The sequence below is a fragment of the Oscillatoria sp. FACHB-1407 genome (assembly GCF_014697545.1).
GTDB lineage: Bacteria > Cyanobacteriota > Cyanobacteriia > Elainellales > Elainellaceae > FACHB-1407.
Map to the genome: position 1 here is coordinate 56,997 of NZ_JACJSA010000016.1, position 15,982 is coordinate 72,978.

The window sequence follows — 15,982 nt, forward strand, 5'->3', positions numbered from 1 at the left end:
ATTTCAAATCATTCATTTATGTCCGAAACATACACCGTTGAAATTCTTCATCAAGGCACAACGCACACATTAGCGGTATCTGCTAACGAAACTGTGCTGTCGGCTGCTCAAGCCGCTGGGTTAGACCTGCCCTTCTCCTGTAGTGCAGGGGTTTGCACCACCTGTGCAGCGCAAGTATTAGAGGGCACTGTCGAGCAAGGGGATGGCATGGGTATTAGTCACGAACTCCAGGCGCAGGGATATGCTTTGTTGTGTGTTGCCTATCCTCGCTCAAATCTCAAGATCGAAACTGAAAAAGAAGACGTGGTCTATCATTTGCAGTTTGGTCAATTTCAGCAGAAAAAGTAGCCGGGGTTATATGGCTCTAACGACTCAATTGATTACGGTTGAGGTGAATCTTGATCCCTCGCCAGTAAGGTTGCAGCAAGCGATCGCTACAGCCCTACAGCAGCAAGGCGAGCCGTTGCGATGGGCAATCACAGCGATTGACTCAGAGCGTAGCAAAGCCCATATCGAAGCGGTTATCACGGTTGAGGCTCCTACCGCTGCCTTTTCTGTCCCTACGTTAACGGTTTAGATCTTTTGAATCATCGTCCTTATACGGTTGTCTTAATTGTGCCAACAGGGGTTGGAGCCGCGATCGGCGGGTATGCGGGGGATGCCCTGCCCGTTGCGCGTGCGATCGCCCAGATTGCCGATCGGCTCATCACCCATCCCAATGTGCTGAATGGGGCTCAGCTTTATTGGTCGTTGCCCAATGCCTTCTATGTTGAGGGCTACGGGTTGGATCAATTTGCTGCGGGACGGTGGGGCTTGCGCCCAGTCCATCAAAACCGGATTGGCATTGTGTTTGATCAGGCGATCGAGTCTGATCTGCGCTGGCGACACTTACAAGTCGCCGATGCAGCACGAGCCACGCTGGGCTTATCCCTGACGGACTATGTTGTAACCGACGCTCCTCTGGGGGTTGAGCTACGGACAGCCACATCGGGAGCCACCTGGGGAACGATTCAACATCCGGATAGCTTGCTGCGGGCAACCGAAACCCTGATCCACGGGGCAAAGGCAGAGGCGATCGCGGTTGTCGCACGTTTTCCAGACGATTTGGGTAGTGAGGCACTGCAAGCCTATCGCTATGGTCAGGGGGTTGATCCCCTGGCTGGGGCAGAGGCAGTGATCAGCCATCTGATTGTCAAAACTTTTCGGGTGCCCTGCGCCCATGCTCCAGCATTGGCTCCCCTGCCGCTTGATCCCCAACTATCCCCCCGATCGGCAGCCGAAGAGTTGGGCTATACGTTTCTGCCGTGTGTTTTGGTGGGGCTAAGCCGTGCCCCTCACTTTGTAACTCAATCGCCAACCCAAGCAACTGATCTCTGGGCAGACCAGGTGGATGCTGTGGTGATCCCCGATAGTGCCTGCGGTGGTAGTGCGGTTTTGAGTCTGAGCCAATCGGCTCAAATCATTACCGTTGCAGACAACACAACTCGGATGAAAGTCTTTCCATCTGAGGTCGGGATCTCGGCATTACAGGTAAACTCATACTTAGAAGCTCTGGGAGTATTGGTCGCTCATCGGTCTGGCATTAGCCCTGCTGCCCTACGCCCAGACCTGATTCAGTTACAACCCTTTGCCTCAATCAATCCTCTAGAAACTAAACTCTTTCAAGGCGGTTGATGCCAGGTTCGGGTTGCTTTTCTCGGTCGTGTCTTGCGTATTTTTTGTGACTGATCCACTGCCAAACCAACCTGAAAACCAATCAATGAGCCGCATTCAGGTATTAGCCGCGATGGGCATTACCGCGATTGTGCTCCTGGTCATTGCTCGTATCTGGGTCACCCTCACTCCAATCGAACTCATGCCTTTTCATTGGCGGGCTTCAGCGGCTGCGTTAGGAATCGGGTTAGGGCTGAGTATCACTGTCGTGAGTTCGGTGGTGTATCGGCTCTGGGCAGCTTACCGCGCCAGTGCTGACTTTTACCTTGATCTGGTGTTAAAACCCCTGGTATTGCCCGATTTGCTCTGGTTGGGCTTATTACCTGGATTAAGCGAAGAGCTATTGTTTCGGGGGGTCATGTTGCCCGCTTTTGGTCTAAATGCAGTTGGTGTGATTGTTTCTAGTATCTGTTTTGGCGTGATGCACTACAGTGGCTCTCAACATTGGGCTTATGTTGTTTGGGCAACTGTAATTGGCGTTGTTCTGGCGTGTAGTGCTTTAGCAACGGGTAATTTGCTGGTGCCGTTGGTGGCTCACATTACGACGAATTTGATCTCTAGTTTTCTCTGGAAACTAAGTCACGGAACCGCTCGTTAAATTTCTCCGTGGGATTTCTCATTGAGACACTGACTGGTAATGGATATCCGTGGTTTTACGATCCAAATTTTTAATAAAACTCCTCATGATACTGAATGAGACGTTTTTAGACGGGGATCCTGTGTGGGATGTGCATTTTACAAGAGGGCATCCCTGAGACTGCTTTGAACCATTCTTGTCACATAGTTCAATCTTTGATCAGGACGAGTGTCAGGGAGGCTGGAGCGTAACCCTACATCCCCTGCTCTATCATCCTGGCAGTTGCAATTTATGTGCAATTTATGTGCAATTTATGTGCAACTCATGTATGCGATCTGCACAATTGATACCCAGCAGAATGCAGTGAGTATTTCTATAGCAACTATTTCTATAGCAACTATTTCTATAGCAACTATGAGGTAGTGGAGATAGAGCCAATGCGGAGTTTTATCCTCAGTTGGGGGTGAAACCCGTGCTGAGATTGTAGTTTCCATCTTTTCTTTGTGTCAATTGCAGGGGCGATCGCTCAAGACCCATGGCGACAAGAGCGAAAAACATAAGAACAAAGTTTGAGAGGGTGTAAGACCGTAGCGAAAGGATAGGGAATTATATTGTTAACTTAGTTTAGGAGGATTTGTGCGCTACAGGCTGAACTTGATGAGGAGGGCACATGTTAATGACTCCTTTACCTGATTCGTCGCTGATTTTGGTCGTGGATGATGATCCTCTAATCCGTATGCAACTGCGGATGTTTTTGCACCGGGAAGGGTATGAAATTGTAGAACGAAATAATGGAAAGGATGGATTAATCGCATTTGCACAACTCAACCCTGACATTGTGCTGCTCGATGCCATGATGCCTGATATGGATGGTTTTGAGTGTTGTGCTCAGTTGAAGAAATTAGTTGAAGATCGGCATGTCCCGATTTTGATGATCACTGGATTAGAAGATCAGCAGTCGGTCGATCGAGCCTTTGAGGTTGGGGCAGCAGATTATGTGACGAAGCCGATTCATTGGGCAGTGTTGCGGCAACGGGTGCGGCGGTTAATTCAGCAATCTCAACTACAACAGAAGTTAGAAGCGTTGAATGCAGAGTTAAAACGTCTGGCAGCGGTTGATGATCTCACTCAGGTGGCGAATCGTCGGCGGTTTGATGAATATCTTAATCATGAGTGGCGTTATTTGATGCGAAATCAGTTGCCATTAGCACTGATTCTCTGTGATATCGATTGCTTTAAGTTGTACAACGATACCTATGGGCATCAGGCGGGCGATCGCTGTTTGCAGGCGGTAGCGCAGGTGATTCAAAACAATGTACGGTATTCCACCGATTTGGTGGCTCGTTATGGGGGTGAAGAATTTGCGGTGATTTTACCGAACACTGAGGCATCCCATGCGGTTCAAATCGCTGAAAAGCTTTGTACCGTAGTGCGGGCGTTGGCAATTCCCCATGAGACTTCGCTGGTGCGTTCCTCGATTACGATGAGCCTTGGCGTGGCGACGGCTATTCCTCAGCCAGACTTGACCCCAGATTGGTTAATTGCTCAGGCAGACGAAGCCCTTTATCAGGCTAAAGCAGCAGGGCGCGATCGCGTCGTGTTGGCTCCATTGTCATGCTATCGGTAGGGAAAAGCGAAAGGTGCTGCCCTGATCCAGTTGGCTCTCTACTTCGATCGTGCCGCCTTGTAACTCGACAAGACGACGACAGATGGCAAGACCGATGCCTGTGCCACCAGAGTGGCGATCGCGAGAACGGTCGGCTCGCCAAAATCGCTCAAACACATGGGGTAGATCCTCCGTGGCAATGCCGATACCCGTATCTGTCACTGCAATCCAAACAAAGTCTCCCTTATAAGTGACCTCAACCGTAATCATCCCCACGGATGTGTAGCGCAGGGCATTACTCAACAGGTTTGCCAGGATTTGTTCAACTCGTTGTGGGTCAGCTAACACCGGGGGAATGTCGTTCGGATACTTGAGGGACAATGTTACTGGACTTTCGGCGGTGAGTTGATCGGCAAAGGTTCGTACAACGGAACTGAGCAACGAGTGGAGATCAACCTGGAGGGTGTCAATCGGCAAATATCCCGCTTCCATTTTGGAGAGCTCTTGCAGATCATTGACGAGCCGCTGCATTCGCTTGGTCTGCTGCCCTAATAAGGCGTAGATCTGGGGAGAGGGTTCTACAGTGCCGTCTGTCAGCCCTTCTAAGTAGCCATTTAACACCGTAAGGGGAGTCCGCAGTTCGTGGGTCAAGTCGCTGACTAACTCTCGTCGCCGTTGTTCGACATCTGCCAGACTGGATGCCATGCGGTTAAAGCTGGTCGCTAACTGATCCAATTCAGGAATTTCATTGGCGGGCACTCGTGCTGTCATCTGCCCGGCTCCAAACTGTTTGGTGATGTCTTCCATCTGCACCAGGGGTTGCACGATGCGTTTTGTGACGAGGTAACTCAGTCCACCTGCCGTTGTTGCTCCGACTGCGACTGACCAAAAGGCTCCCCGTGTCCAGGCTTCTTTAAAGCCTTGCACCAGTTCTTTACGAACCTGGCGGATAACCACTCCCCGAAACTCGATCTTCTCTAGATACACCACAAAGAAACGAGGGGACGAGATGCTGCCGATGATAGTCAGCGTGGCGATACCCACAATCATGACGATGATGTGGGAGAGAAAAAGACGCGATCGCAAACCAACTTTAGACACTAGCGTTAATCTAAGCTCCCTCTAAGGGCATATCTTCAAATTTGTATCCCACTCCAATAACCGTTTTAACAAAGGTCGGATTAGCGGGGTCAGGCTCAATCTTTTTGCGCAGGCGTGCTACATGGGTATCTACGACCCGTTCATCTCCATAAAAGTCCCCTCCCCACAATTTTTCGATGAGTTGGGCACGATTCCAGACGCGACCCGGTTGGCTGATAAAGGTCGTCAACAGGTCAAACTCTAGTGTAGTCAAGTCGAGGGGATGTGACTCTTCTGGGCTGATTTGGCGTTGTGCCAACCGTTGATCAACATCGACCCAAAAGTGTTGGGTTTGATAATTGCGTCCCTGTCCGCCCTGCCGGAGCGTTCGCCGAAACAAGGCTCGAACCCGCGCAACCAGTTCTCTGGGGCTAAACGGTTTGACCATGTAGTCATCTGCTCCCGTTGACAGCCCAATGATGCGGTCGATCTCTTCACTTTTGGCAGTGAGCATGAGGATGTAGGGGTCTTTGATGTCTGATTTTTGCCGGATGCGAGCGCATACCTCCAAGCCATCCATGCCTGGAATCATCAGATCGAGGATGATCAAGTCGGGTTGTTGTTCCTGAACGATTTGCAGTGCGGTCAGACCATCCCGGCAGGTGCGACAGGCAAAGCCCTCTTTTTCTAGATAAAGCTGGATTAACTGAGAGATCTCAATTTCGTCTTCAACGATTAAAATATCCATAATTTTGCAGGGGTAAATCCCTCTTGTCGATTTTGCCTCTCTTAGTCCAGTATTGAACAAAACTTTGAAAGTGATATTGCTCAATGAGAACAGCCGAACACCAGAATGAACTCCGATCGCTTGAGCGGTGGTTACAGGGAGAGCTAGAGGCTGAAACACTACATCCCTCGTGGCAGGTGCGTTGTGCTCTCAAGCAAGGCTCACTGATTGTCGTTGCCCAACATCCTACGACGATCGCCCCCGCTCCTCAGCCAACCTTTGAGATTGTGGAACACGCTCTTCGGCAAGCAGACCCCGATTGGCTGGAGCGGATCCTGATGCAGCTTCAGGACTCCCACGAACCATCAGCAGTACTGCCTGTGCGGCTCTTTCTCAGAGTTGTGGGACAACAGCCCTATGCCACAACCCAATTGATGTTGGAGATGACGTCTTTTGAGGTGGGCGATCGCCTGGATGAGGCTACCACGTCCACAAATGACGCTGATGCCACGACAGAGGCAATCGTTGAACCACTCGCCGCAGTGGAACTCCCTACCACGGCAACGGATGCAACAGGTGATGTTTCGGGTGCGGGAGTCTCGGTGTCGGTTGCTAAAGAATCCTCTGATTGGTTCGATCGCATCCCATTGTTAGCTCGGATTCCAATTCCTGTGTTGGTCGTGAGTACGGCGATCGGCTTCTTTGCGCTGGGAAGCGGCTTATACGTGTTGACCCGTCCCTGTGTGGTGGGCGGATGTGCCCCCCTGGAAACCGCACAACAGTTAAGCCAGCAGTCGGCTGAACTGGCGAAGCCAACTGCCTCGGCTCAGGAGGTGTTGGATGCCTATCAACAGCTGTTGGAAGCCAATTATTTGTTGAGCACAATTCCCAGTTGGTCGGGACATTACTCCACTGCCCAAACCTTGCTCAAGAGCTACGAAACGCGCACAGCCGTATTTGAGCAAGTGGTCACTGCTTTAAAGACGGCTCAGACGGCAGCCGAAAAAAGCCAAAATGCTCCCCATCCGTTGGCAACCTGGCGCGAGGTGCAGATGCTCTGGAAGGAGGCGATCGCCCTGTTAGAGGATGTCCCTTCTGATAGCCCGATCTATCTCCTATCGCAGCGCAAGCGTGGAGAATACGAGGCAAACCTGGCATCGATCAACCACCGCATCCAGGTCGAACACCAGGCGCACGAGCGGATTGAGGCGGCTCGTGATGTGGCAAAGGTAGCGGAAGCCCGCGAAACGGCGGCTACTTCTGTGGCAACCTGGAAATCTGCCTATGAGACCTGGCAAGTGGTGATTAATGCCTTAAAAAACATCCCTCAGGGGACAATGGCGTATGCTGAGGCGCAGCAGTTGTTGGGCATTTATCAGCCCCGTTTGACAGCAACTCGCGATCGCCACGATCAAGAAGTCCGTTCTGCGACGGCTTACAATCAGGCGTTGACCCTGGCGGAGCAAGCCCGTCGAGCAGAACAACGCCAGCAGTGGTCTGAAGCTGTTGACCAGTGGCGGGATGCGTTATCGACCGCTGAGCAGGTTTCCAACGGAACGTCTTATCACAGCCAGGTTCAACCGCTCGTCACCACCTATCAAACAGCACTGGCTTCTGCCCAAAACCATATGAGAGCCGCATCGGCGATTCAGTCAGCCACTACGGAACTCGATCGCGTCTGTGTCGCTACGTCTCGAATTTGTACCTATGCGGTTCAGCCGAATGTGATTCAGGTGCAACTCACCACGGAGTATGACTGGGCGATCGAAGCGGTGCTGTCAAATGCCCCCCTGACAGGCGATGCCAACACCCAGGCTGCCTTAAAGGATTACGTGGATATGTTGCTGAGCACCTTCTCAGAGGTGAGCAATCAGGCTCAGTTGCCCCTTGACTTGTATAACGCTGATGGCAGGGTCTTCGGCACTTATGACCCCCAGTTGGGCGGGTTTGCAAGACGGTGACGAACTGATAGACAATGCGTCCCATATTCCGTCCCACATACCATCGGGTGATTTAGCCGTGTCGCCTCTGGTGCCAGTTCCACGCATGGGTGATGATCTGCTCCAGATCAGCGTATTGGGGTTGCCAACCCAGAACGGTTCTGGCTTTATCGCCGCTACCGACTAGAGCGGGTGGATCTCCAGGTCGGCGATCGCCCTCTACAACGGTGATCGATCTGCCAGTCACCCGTTGAGCCGTTTCGATCACCTCTTTGACGGAGAACCCATTGCCGTTGCCCAGATTGAACACATCAGTTTTCCCACCTTTGAGCAAATATTCCAACCCTAAAACATGGGCGGTTGCAAGGTCACTAACGTGAATATAATCGCGAATGCAGGTGCCATCGGGGGTGGGATAGTCAGTGCCAAAGACTGAGACTGCGCTGCGTCTGCCCAGAGCCGTTTGCAACACGAGAGGAATCAGGTGAGTCTCTGGGTTGTGGTCTTCACCGATGCGTCCTAGTGGGTCTGCCCCAGCCGCGTTGAAGTAGCGGAAGAAGACTGACCGGAAGTTGTAGGCGGCATCAAAATCCAGCAAGATCCGCTCGACCATCAGCTTGGTCGCCCCATAGGGGTTGATTGGGTGCTGGGGGTGGTCTTCAGGAATGGGTACAGTCTTGGGAATGCCGTAGGTCGCGCAGGTTGATGAAAAGACAAATGTTTTGATGTCGGCTTCCAGCATTGCCTCTAGCAAGGTCAAAGTGCCTAAGACGTTGTTGCGATAGTACTTTGCTGGCGTCGCGACTGACTCACCCACGTAGGCATAGGCAGCAAAGTGCATGACGGCAGCGATGTCGTGACTGGCAAACAGGTTGCTCAAAAGCTGGCGATCGCCCGTATCGCCGATCACTAACTCCGTCTTTAATACTTCTTCGACTAACTCTCGATGACCATAAACCAGATTATCAAGGACGACAACGCCATAACCGGCTTGCTGTAGAGCTAAAACGGCATGAGAACCGATATACCCTGCTCCGCCAGTTACCAAAATGGTTGGTTTTGCGTCTGCCATAGTGCCCTCTACTGCCTCGTGAAATTCTTTGTGCTGGAACATATGTCCTTTCGAGTTATATCAGCAGAAATTCCCGAGTTGCCACCTCAGAGCGAGCACTTCGCTTAATCTTTACGACCCTGCTTTTGACCAATTGATGTTGCAGTTTTAGCGTGGATGTTTTCTGTGTTTACAGGATACTCAACCTAAAGATTTTCTAAAGAATTGCGAACACGTCATGCCTCATGAAAATTAATTCTCACTGCCCTTCAGAATAAAATTCAACCAGTACAATAGTGAACAGTCGAGTTTGCGCCAGATGACTGGCTTAGAGATTTATCGAGACGATTTACGGCAATATTCAAGGTTTAAAGGCTAGTCAGCTGAAGCAGTTACAGCGGCTCTATCACCAGCGATTACCGGGCGATCGCCTCACTACCCCTGAATTTGCCCAGCGACTAGCGGCTGTTAGCACTGACATTAATGAACCCATCTGCACCTATATCAATCGGCGGGGGCAGGTGATTCGAGTGGGGGTAGGTACGGTGCGCCAAACCCAGATTCCCCCGTTAGAACTGCCACGCTATGGGGCTGAGCGGTTGAGTGGTATTCGCTGCGTAGCAACAGATTTGAAGCGAGAGACTCCAACCGAATCGACATTGACCGCGATGGCATTGCAACGACTCGATGCGCTGATAGTGCTAACCCTTTCGGGGGGCGGTTTTGAGCGTCGTGGCGGTGGAGCTACAGGGTATGTCCACGAAACCTATCTGGCGCACCTTGTTCCGGGTGCAGGGCAAACCTGGACAGTCTCTCCGCCACTGAGCTTGGATGCGCTGACCAAGCAAGATTTTCTCGACCTGGCAGAAGGGCTCGAAGAAGAATTTCGGCGAGAATACGTTGCTCAACAGGTCGGTGGCAAGCAAGATCGAGTCCTGATTGTGGGGGTGATGACTGAAAATGTTGCTTCACAGCAGTTTCACGATAGCTTGGCGGAACTGGGTCGGTTAGTAGACACCGCTGGGGGTGAGGTGCTGCAAGTGTTGCATCAGAAACGCCCTCGTCCCCATCCTCAAACGGTTGTAGGTGAGGGAAAAGTGCAAGAAATTGCGCTTACAGTGCAGACGCTTGGTGTCAATCTGGTTGTGTTCGATCGCGATCTGTCTCCGGCACAAGCCCGCAATCTAGAGGAACAGATTGGAGTTCGAGTGGTCGATCGCACCGAGGTTATTCTCGACATCTTCGCGCAACGGGCACAGTCCGGTGCGGGGAAGTTGCAGGTCGAACTGGCACAGTTGGAGTACATGCTACCACGCCTCACGGGACGTGGACGCGCCATGTCTCGACTGGGGGGCGGTATTGGGACGAGAGGCCCAGGGGAAACGAAGCTAGAAACGGAGCGTCGAGCCATTCAACGCCGCATCTCGCATTTGCAACACGATGTAAATCAGTTGCAAGCCCATCGTTCTCGCTTGCGCCAACAGCGACAACATCAAGAAGTACCATCCGTGGCGATCGTGGGTTACACCAACGCAGGCAAATCGACCTTACTCAACGTGTTGACCAACGCAGAGGTCTATACCGCTGACCAGTTGTTTGCCACCCTTGATCCGACGACTCGTCGGCTCGTGGTGACAGATGCGGTCACTCACAAACCCATCTCTATTGTCTTAACTGACACGGTTGGCTTCATCCACGAACTGCCTCCCTCCCTGATGGATGCCTTTCGTGCCACGCTGGAAGAAGTCACCGAGGCAGATGCTCTGCTGCACGTCGTTGACCTGTCTCATCCCGCCTGGCAGAGTCAGATTGAGTCGGTCAAAGATATCTTGTCAGAGATGCCGATGACTCCCGGCCCAGCCTTATTGGCATTTAATAAGATTGATCAGGTAGACGGTGACACTTTGGCACTGGCGCAGTCCGAGTTTCCAGAGGCGTTGTTTATCTCAGCGAGCGATCGCCTCGGACTAGAAACGTTACGTCAACGATTGGTGCAACTGGTGCAATATTCGACAGTATGAAGCGAGTCAACAAGTTCTCTATGCCTGCCACCAGGTTGAGATATCGGGATTCTTGTACTTGAAGCCGTTTTGGAAGGCAAAGTTCATGAATGAAAGAGAAATACTGACATCCAATGCTTTGACATAGTGCCACCAGCCCACGGGAACGAAGATCAGTTCACCCGGTTTTAACACAACGTCCAGAACGTCAACATCTTTGAACAAGGGATATTTCTCATAATCTGGGTTGTCCAAATCAACCTTGCTGAAATAGTAGTGGTAGTTGTAGATCTTGGGAGTTTGATGTGGTGAAATCAAACGCCAACGTTTGCGTCCACAGACATGAGCTGCTAACACGTTTGATTGGTCGTGGTGCACTGGAGTAATCGTTCCACCGGGACCAAACCAAAGTTTGACCGACCCTTGAGGGATGTTTGAGTTTAGGAAATCAGGGAGAGGTTTGAGATCGTTGAGCAATACTTGAAACTCTGGCTTATCCATCGTGCGATTCGTCGCAACCATGTAGTAATCGTTAGTGTCGCCACCACGAGTCACCATATCAACATAGTCAGCAAAACGAATTTTTTTCTTATGCCGTTCTTTCTTAATTTCATACTGTGAGTTTTGCTCACGACCACTTTGAACTTCTACTTCAACCTCTCCAAATTGAGCCTTAAAGTACTCAGGAGTCCAGGTTTCGATCGCCTTCCAATCATGCATCATGTCTGTGATGATGACGGGGGTGTTAGTTGCGTAATACTTCTCCAAAAACTCTTCTTTGGAAATATGGCTACGCCGTTCGATTGTTCTAGCTTGAGGGGCAAGACGAGTTAATTTGTGCTCAACCTCCAACATAGATTCCAGTTTTCGTAGTAGTTGCACGAAATTGTGACCTGCTTGATAGCAAGGGTCAGACTCAATCTCCTTGATCAACTGAGCAGCGACCACATGATCGGCACCTTTAGCGAGTAAATCTCGCAAAACTTCCTCATCTGATTGCCCATGAAACTTGCTCTCGGCGATCGCACGTTTCCAGCTTTGAGCTACTGAATTGTTTGCAATAGGAGCAGAGGCGATCGCTGGATTAGATTGATCAGAATTTGGGTCTGCTTGCTCGACCTCTAAAACTCGAGATGCGATTTGAACGCGCTCTTGAACTGATAAAGATTCGTCTTCTAAAATTGTCTCAAGTGTCTCAACTGCTCGATTAACCAGTCTTTGTAGTCTCTCTTTCGGCAAAGCAATTTCAAATGATGGTTTTCCCAATAACCCTTGGTCTTGCATAATTAGCCTCAATTTTTAGTGGATCAGTGACTTTAGAGATGAAGTGGAAAGTGAGCCATGTTGATGTAATGTTTATCGGTGTATCCAGCCGTTAAAGGTGAAGCGGCTATCTTCAAAGCGTTTAGATGGGCAGCTGACAGGCATGACCTCGTGCAGGTGACGACTTGGGAAGAAGACAATGCTATTGTTTCGAGGCTCAATATTTTCAAACTTAGCCCGCTTAAACAAATCTTTGCCACGAACCTCTGTTTCATACATTCTTAATTCACCGCCTGAGAATGCCTTTGGTTCTTGATAGAAGTAATAGACATAGGTCATTGTTCTGGTCATGGTTACTTCAGTATTGGCATCACTGTGAACTGTGAAGAAAGCACCATCATTATGAGCGGTTAACTGAATTGAAATGTCAGTGACGTCAAAGTGGGGGCGTTTCAACTGATCTAGCATTGATGGCAATGTTGCCAAAACCTTTTGCCTGAAAAAGTCAGCAAACTCTAGATAGTGTTTGTGGTGCAACATTGATGACTGGCGGTATTTCTTGATTTCCGCAGTTGGTTTGTTGTAAACCATCGAATCACCAAAATTTTTCTGATTTTTGAAGGCGATTTTGAGGGCTTCTTCTAATTCGCCAGGATTTAAGAAATTATCAATTTGAATAAAAGTAATAGGCAGAATCTGTTTATCTGAATCAACTGTTGGAGTTGTTAAAACTGTTGGAGTTGTTAAAACTGTTGGAGTTGTTAAAACTGTTGCGAATTCAGAAATTTTAGTGTCAGAGGTAGATGCATTTCCTTGGGCTGCAATAGTTTTGTTGACTTTTTCTGCAACCTCGCTCTGAGACAATTGTTTGAGTTCTGAAATGCTCTTATTCGGTGCTAGTGCATTTGGAATACCCAAAATTTGGAATGCAACATTTGCTCTCTCCACAGGCGGGATTGTCTCATCCGACAAAATTGCCTCTAACGTTTCCAATGACGCATTAACAAGCTCTTGAAGTCTCTTAGAAACTAGAGTTCTTGCATCAATCTCTTGTGTGGTAAGAGCAGACAATTGTTGTTGCAACATGGTTGATGACTTAGGTGAGGTTGAGATGAATGAAGATATGCTTTGGTCAGAGAGCTTAGAACAAAGACAATGACTCAAATACGGATGCTGAGGAGCTTCCTGACTTGCCTCTGCCCTATCAGATGTGGCGATGGCTGTATTTGTGCAGGAATATCTAGAGACTAAGATTCTCTAGATATTCCTTGAGCTAATCTATTGCTGGTTTACTAGCAACTTGGTTAGCTTGACTTCTTACGACGACGTAGAGCTGCTAGTGCTCCACCAACTAGAGCCATACCTGCCATTGCAGAAGGTTCAGGAACCTCAACAGGCTCAACTGGTTCAACTGGTTCAACAGGCTCAACGGGCTCAACAGGCTCAACTGGTTCGACAGGCTCAACGGGCTCGACAGGCTCAACCGGCTCGACAGGCTCAACCGGCTCGACGGGCTCAACGGGCTCGACGGGCTCAACCGGCTCAACGGGCTCGACAGGCTCAACGGGCTCAACGGGCTCAACGGGCTCGACAGGCTCGACAGGCTCAACGGGCTCGACAGGCTCAACGGGCTCGACAGGCTCAACGGGCTCGACAGGCTCAACGGGCTCAACATCAGTTACGAAGAGCGAAATATGAGAAATTGCAGGAATGTTTTGACCGTTGGGAGTGCGTAGTCCCAACGTAGTCCAGAGACCGTTGAAGACATCTACTGTTGGATCTTCAAAGAAATAGACAGAGAAACCTGCCGCTGCTTTCACACTAATCGCGAAAGGACTGGTCAGAGCAGTTGTAACTGACCACAACCCCCCTTTTCCATCACCGTTAACAGAGATATCAAAGCCGTAGTCAATGGTGCCTGCTTCAGGTGACAAGCTGCCATTGTCATTGACATTAATCTTTTCTGAGTATTGCCAATCAAAATCCCCAAAACCAAAATCGTTGTCGTTTAAGAAGCTGAGGAGTGGATCACCGCCGCTAGTCACATCATTTTTAGGGTCAGTGATCATACCAACACAACTGGACGCATTTACATTTCCAGAGTTAGTGGTGTATTGAACATCTGAGAGGTTGCAAGTGTTGATACTTGTGAATGTTCCTGCTTCAGCAGTTGTAGGAATTAGGGTGACTAAACCTGTAACTAACAACGACGAGCCAAATACAACAGGCTTTGATTTAAGCAAGCCAGGTAAAAAAGTTGTTGGTTTCATGTCTGGAATTTATTCCTTGTTCAGGTGAGAGTTGACTAGTTTGAAAGGGCTTCCAATGAGGCAAATTCTTAACATTCACTGCTTACGCAGTTGGTGTCATACTGAGCACGGTGAAACAGGTTTCAAATTTCTTCTGTGTCTCAGAACGACAACATGGGGTCAGGTATGTAACTCTGAGTAATAGCGCATCCCTGTGTATCAAAGAGTTACCTACTTGGAGGGAACTACTGAGCTTATAGAATCATCCTCCGCTAGACCACTGAGGAATGCCAACCCCAAATCCTGATTCCTCATCGTCTCTTTGAAATGGTTTAGCTCAGCTTCATGATTGGTTAAATTTAATACCTTTTGTGACGGTATAAGAAAGTGAGCACTTAGAACGAGTTGTGCCGTCAAACTCATGCACAGTAAGCGTTGTAGGATGCCGATAACGAGTTAGCTGTCTAAGTACCCCTACTTTATGTCTTTTGACACTACTGTTGAAGTAGACGATGGTAGAGAAAGAAGGCTGGAGTGGGAGGGTTAGGGTAATGGCATTTGATCGAGTGTGGCAGCGGCAGTGGTCATCACGAGTATGTGCGTGCTTGATGTGTTTCTTTGCAATCCTCTTAACTGCCTGCAATGGGGCAACCCTCAGTACCGTCACCCAGGATGGCGTTTATCAAGTTCGCACAATTCATAACCCTGACGGCATCGGCAAGTTTTATATGGGGCGAGAGATTGCCCAAATCATGGGGCATCAGGGAGCCGCATGGTTAGAGCGACCCAGTCGCACCTGGGAAGAGCAACCCGACCAGGTGATTGAAGCTTTGCATTTGCAACCGACGGATGTTGTTGCGGATATTGGGGCAGGCACGGGCTATTTTAGCTTTCGGATCAGTCCGCTAGTGTTTGAAGGGAAAGTGCTGGCGGTGGATGTGCAACCGGAAATGATCGATATTCTTACCATGTTTAAAGAAGAAACCCAAACGGAGAATGTCGAGCCTGTGCTGGGTAGTGATACAGACCCTCACTTATCTGCCTCCAGTGTGGATTTAGCGTTGATGGTGGATGCTTACCACGAGTTTGAATATCCCAGGGAGATGATGGAGGCGATCGCCCAAGCCTTAAAACCAGGGGGAAGAGTCGCGTTAGTGGAATATCGCGGTGAAAATCCCCTCATTCCCATTAAGGGGTTACACAAAATGACTCAGCGGCAGACCCGTCAAGAAATGGCAGCAGTTGGATTGGTGTGGATGGAAACTCAAGAGTTTTTACCGCAACAACATCTGATGATCTTTCAAAAACCGATTGAGTAAAGGTGTAGCGTCTTTTTAAGCGATCGCTGACAGGTCACTCACGAGTCGCACTCGTCCTTTACACACTGAATGCAGAATGCGATCGATCGCCCCCAGTTCTTCTGAGCTAAGTGAGCCATCTAACAACGCTGCCAACAAGCCATACTGGTCTGCTACAGTCACTTGACCGGAAGTACTCACGTCAACAAACAAGTCTGCCAGGGCTGATTGGAGTAAACACAGTTGAGTGGACATAGCAGTTTTGGCAAAGGTTGATATTCAAACTATCGAACATTTTGAGTGCGGCAAACGTGACCCAAAGAAGTACTTTTGAGTGACGTTCATCGGTGTTTAACGTGATGACGATCCGGTAGAAGTGTGACGGAAATGTTTGCAATAGCGTGATGAGCATCACATTGATTCACAGAACTTAATGTGTAGAGCAAGTTTTGCACCAATCTAAGTTTTAGACTGGATC

The 15,982-nt window shown here is 49.6% G+C and carries 15 protein-coding genes; 8 read left to right on the forward strand and 7 right to left on the reverse strand.

Translation table 11 applies throughout. From position 1 onward, the window contains the following. The first annotated feature begins 18 nt into the window (after positions 1-18). From H6G89_RS23080 to H6G89_RS23100, 5 genes are all read left to right on the forward strand, one after another. The gene (locus H6G89_RS23080) at positions 19-348 is read left to right on the forward strand and encodes a 2Fe-2S iron-sulfur cluster-binding protein (protein ID WP_190510817.1); all 330 of its coding nucleotides are present in this window, start codon (positions 19-21) and stop codon (positions 346-348) included. A 10-nt stretch (positions 349-358) separates the two neighbouring features. Next, entirely contained in the window at positions 359-577 is a 219-nt protein-coding gene (locus H6G89_RS23085; protein ID WP_190510820.1) for a hypothetical protein, read from the forward strand. 5 nt (positions 578-582) lie between these two features. Continuing rightward, a complete protein-coding gene (locus tag H6G89_RS23090) occupies positions 583-1,674 on the forward strand; it encodes a DUF3326 domain-containing protein (RefSeq protein ID WP_190510821.1) in 1,092 nt (363 codons plus the stop codon). 46 nt (positions 1,675-1,720) lie between these two features. Beyond that, entirely contained in the window at positions 1,721-2,311 is a 591-nt protein-coding gene (locus H6G89_RS23095) for a CPBP family intramembrane glutamic endopeptidase (protein WP_309230085.1), read from the forward strand. Between the two features lie 655 nt (positions 2,312-2,966). After that, positions 2,967-3,917, forward strand: a complete 951-nt coding sequence (locus tag H6G89_RS23100) for a diguanylate cyclase domain-containing protein (RefSeq protein WP_242060087.1) — start codon at positions 2,967-2,969, stop codon at positions 3,915-3,917. On the opposite strand, the gene H6G89_RS23105 is transcribed toward H6G89_RS23100, so the two are convergent. Next, positions 3,903-4,997, reverse strand: coding sequence for a sensor histidine kinase (locus tag H6G89_RS23105; RefSeq protein WP_309230086.1), 1,095 nt, complete (start codon positions 4,995-4,997; stop codon positions 3,903-3,905). The genes H6G89_RS23100 and H6G89_RS23105 overlap by 15 nt on opposite strands. Positions 4,998-5,007: 10 nt before the next feature. Beyond that, on the reverse strand, positions 5,008-5,724 hold the full coding sequence (locus tag H6G89_RS23110; RefSeq protein ID WP_190510826.1) for a response regulator transcription factor: 717 nt from the start codon (positions 5,722-5,724) through the stop codon (positions 5,008-5,010). An 83-nt stretch (positions 5,725-5,807) separates the two neighbouring features. Between H6G89_RS23110 and H6G89_RS23115 the strand changes: the two genes are divergently transcribed. After that, positions 5,808-7,664 carry a hypothetical protein gene (locus H6G89_RS23115; RefSeq protein ID WP_190510828.1) on the forward strand — a complete coding sequence of 619 codons (1,857 nt, stop codon included), beginning with the start codon at positions 5,808-5,810 and terminating at the stop codon, positions 7,662-7,664. 52 nt (positions 7,665-7,716) lie between these two features. Here the strand turns inward: H6G89_RS23115 and galE are convergent, their stop codons facing one another. Beyond that, positions 7,717-8,715 (reverse strand): UDP-glucose 4-epimerase GalE, encoded by a 999-nt coding sequence (gene galE / locus H6G89_RS23120; RefSeq protein WP_190510830.1) that lies wholly within the window; start codon positions 8,713-8,715, stop codon positions 7,717-7,719. Between the two features lie 317 nt (positions 8,716-9,032). On the opposite strand from galE, the gene hflX reads away from it, so the two are divergent. Then, positions 9,033-10,715, forward strand: a complete 1,683-nt coding sequence (gene hflX, locus H6G89_RS23125; protein ID WP_190510993.1) for a GTPase HflX — start codon at positions 9,033-9,035, stop codon at positions 10,713-10,715. A gap of 18 nt (positions 10,716-10,733) precedes the next feature. On the opposite strand, the gene H6G89_RS23130 is transcribed toward hflX, so the two are convergent. The 3 genes from H6G89_RS23130 to H6G89_RS23140 form a co-directional block, all read right to left on the reverse strand. Beyond that, positions 10,734-11,978 (reverse strand): cupin-like domain-containing protein, encoded by a 1,245-nt coding sequence (locus tag H6G89_RS23130; protein WP_190510832.1) that lies wholly within the window; start codon positions 11,976-11,978, stop codon positions 10,734-10,736. Between the two features lie 72 nt (positions 11,979-12,050). After that, complete coding sequence (locus H6G89_RS23135; protein ID WP_190510834.1) at positions 12,051-13,043, reverse strand: 2OG-Fe(II) oxygenase; 993 nt, start codon at positions 13,041-13,043, stop codon at positions 12,051-12,053. A 218-nt stretch (positions 13,044-13,261) separates the two neighbouring features. Beyond that, the gene (locus H6G89_RS23140) at positions 13,262-14,227 is read right to left on the reverse strand and encodes a PEP-CTERM sorting domain-containing protein (RefSeq protein WP_242060088.1); all 966 of its coding nucleotides are present in this window, start codon (positions 14,225-14,227) and stop codon (positions 13,262-13,264) included. Positions 14,228-14,757: 530 nt separating this feature from the next. Between H6G89_RS23140 and H6G89_RS23145 the strand changes: the two genes are divergently transcribed. Then, positions 14,758-15,525, forward strand: coding sequence for a class I SAM-dependent methyltransferase (locus tag H6G89_RS23145; protein WP_242060089.1), 768 nt, complete (start codon positions 14,758-14,760; stop codon positions 15,523-15,525). Between the two features lie 15 nt (positions 15,526-15,540). Here the strand turns inward: H6G89_RS23145 and H6G89_RS23150 are convergent, their stop codons facing one another. Next, complete coding sequence (locus H6G89_RS23150; protein WP_190510836.1) at positions 15,541-15,759, reverse strand: hypothetical protein; 219 nt, start codon at positions 15,757-15,759, stop codon at positions 15,541-15,543. Positions 15,760-15,982: the final 223 nt, after the last annotated feature.

Bases quoted from the DNA above. Each gene is read 5' to 3' on its own strand.
- H6G89_RS23080 (WP_190510817.1), top strand. From the start codon at position 19: ATGTCCGAAACATACACCGTTGAAATTCTTCATCAAGGCACAACGCAC.
- H6G89_RS23085 (WP_190510820.1), top strand. From the start codon at position 359: ATGGCTCTAACGACTCAATTGATTACGGTTGAGGTGAATCTTGATCCC.
- H6G89_RS23100 (WP_242060087.1), top strand. From the start codon at position 2,967: ATGACTCCTTTACCTGATTCGTCGCTGATTTTGGTCGTGGATGATGAT.
- H6G89_RS23110 (WP_190510826.1), bottom strand. From the start codon at position 5,724: ATGGATATTTTAATCGTTGAAGACGAAATTGAGATCTCTCAGTTAATC.
- H6G89_RS23115 (WP_190510828.1), top strand. From the start codon at position 5,808: ATGAGAACAGCCGAACACCAGAATGAACTCCGATCGCTTGAGCGGTGG.
- galE (WP_190510830.1), bottom strand. From the start codon at position 8,715: ATGGCAGACGCAAAACCAACCATTTTGGTAACTGGCGGAGCAGGGTAT.
- H6G89_RS23130 (WP_190510832.1), bottom strand. From the start codon at position 11,978: ATGCAAGACCAAGGGTTATTGGGAAAACCATCATTTGAAATTGCTTTG.
- H6G89_RS23135 (WP_190510834.1), bottom strand. From the start codon at position 13,043: ATGTTGCAACAACAATTGTCTGCTCTTACCACACAAGAGATTGATGCA.
- H6G89_RS23140 (WP_242060088.1), bottom strand. From the start codon at position 14,227: ATGAAACCAACAACTTTTTTACCTGGCTTGCTTAAATCAAAGCCTGTT.
- H6G89_RS23145 (WP_242060089.1), top strand. From the start codon at position 14,758: ATGGCATTTGATCGAGTGTGGCAGCGGCAGTGGTCATCACGAGTATGT.
- H6G89_RS23150 (WP_190510836.1), bottom strand. From the start codon at position 15,759: ATGTCCACTCAACTGTGTTTACTCCAATCAGCCCTGGCAGACTTGTTT.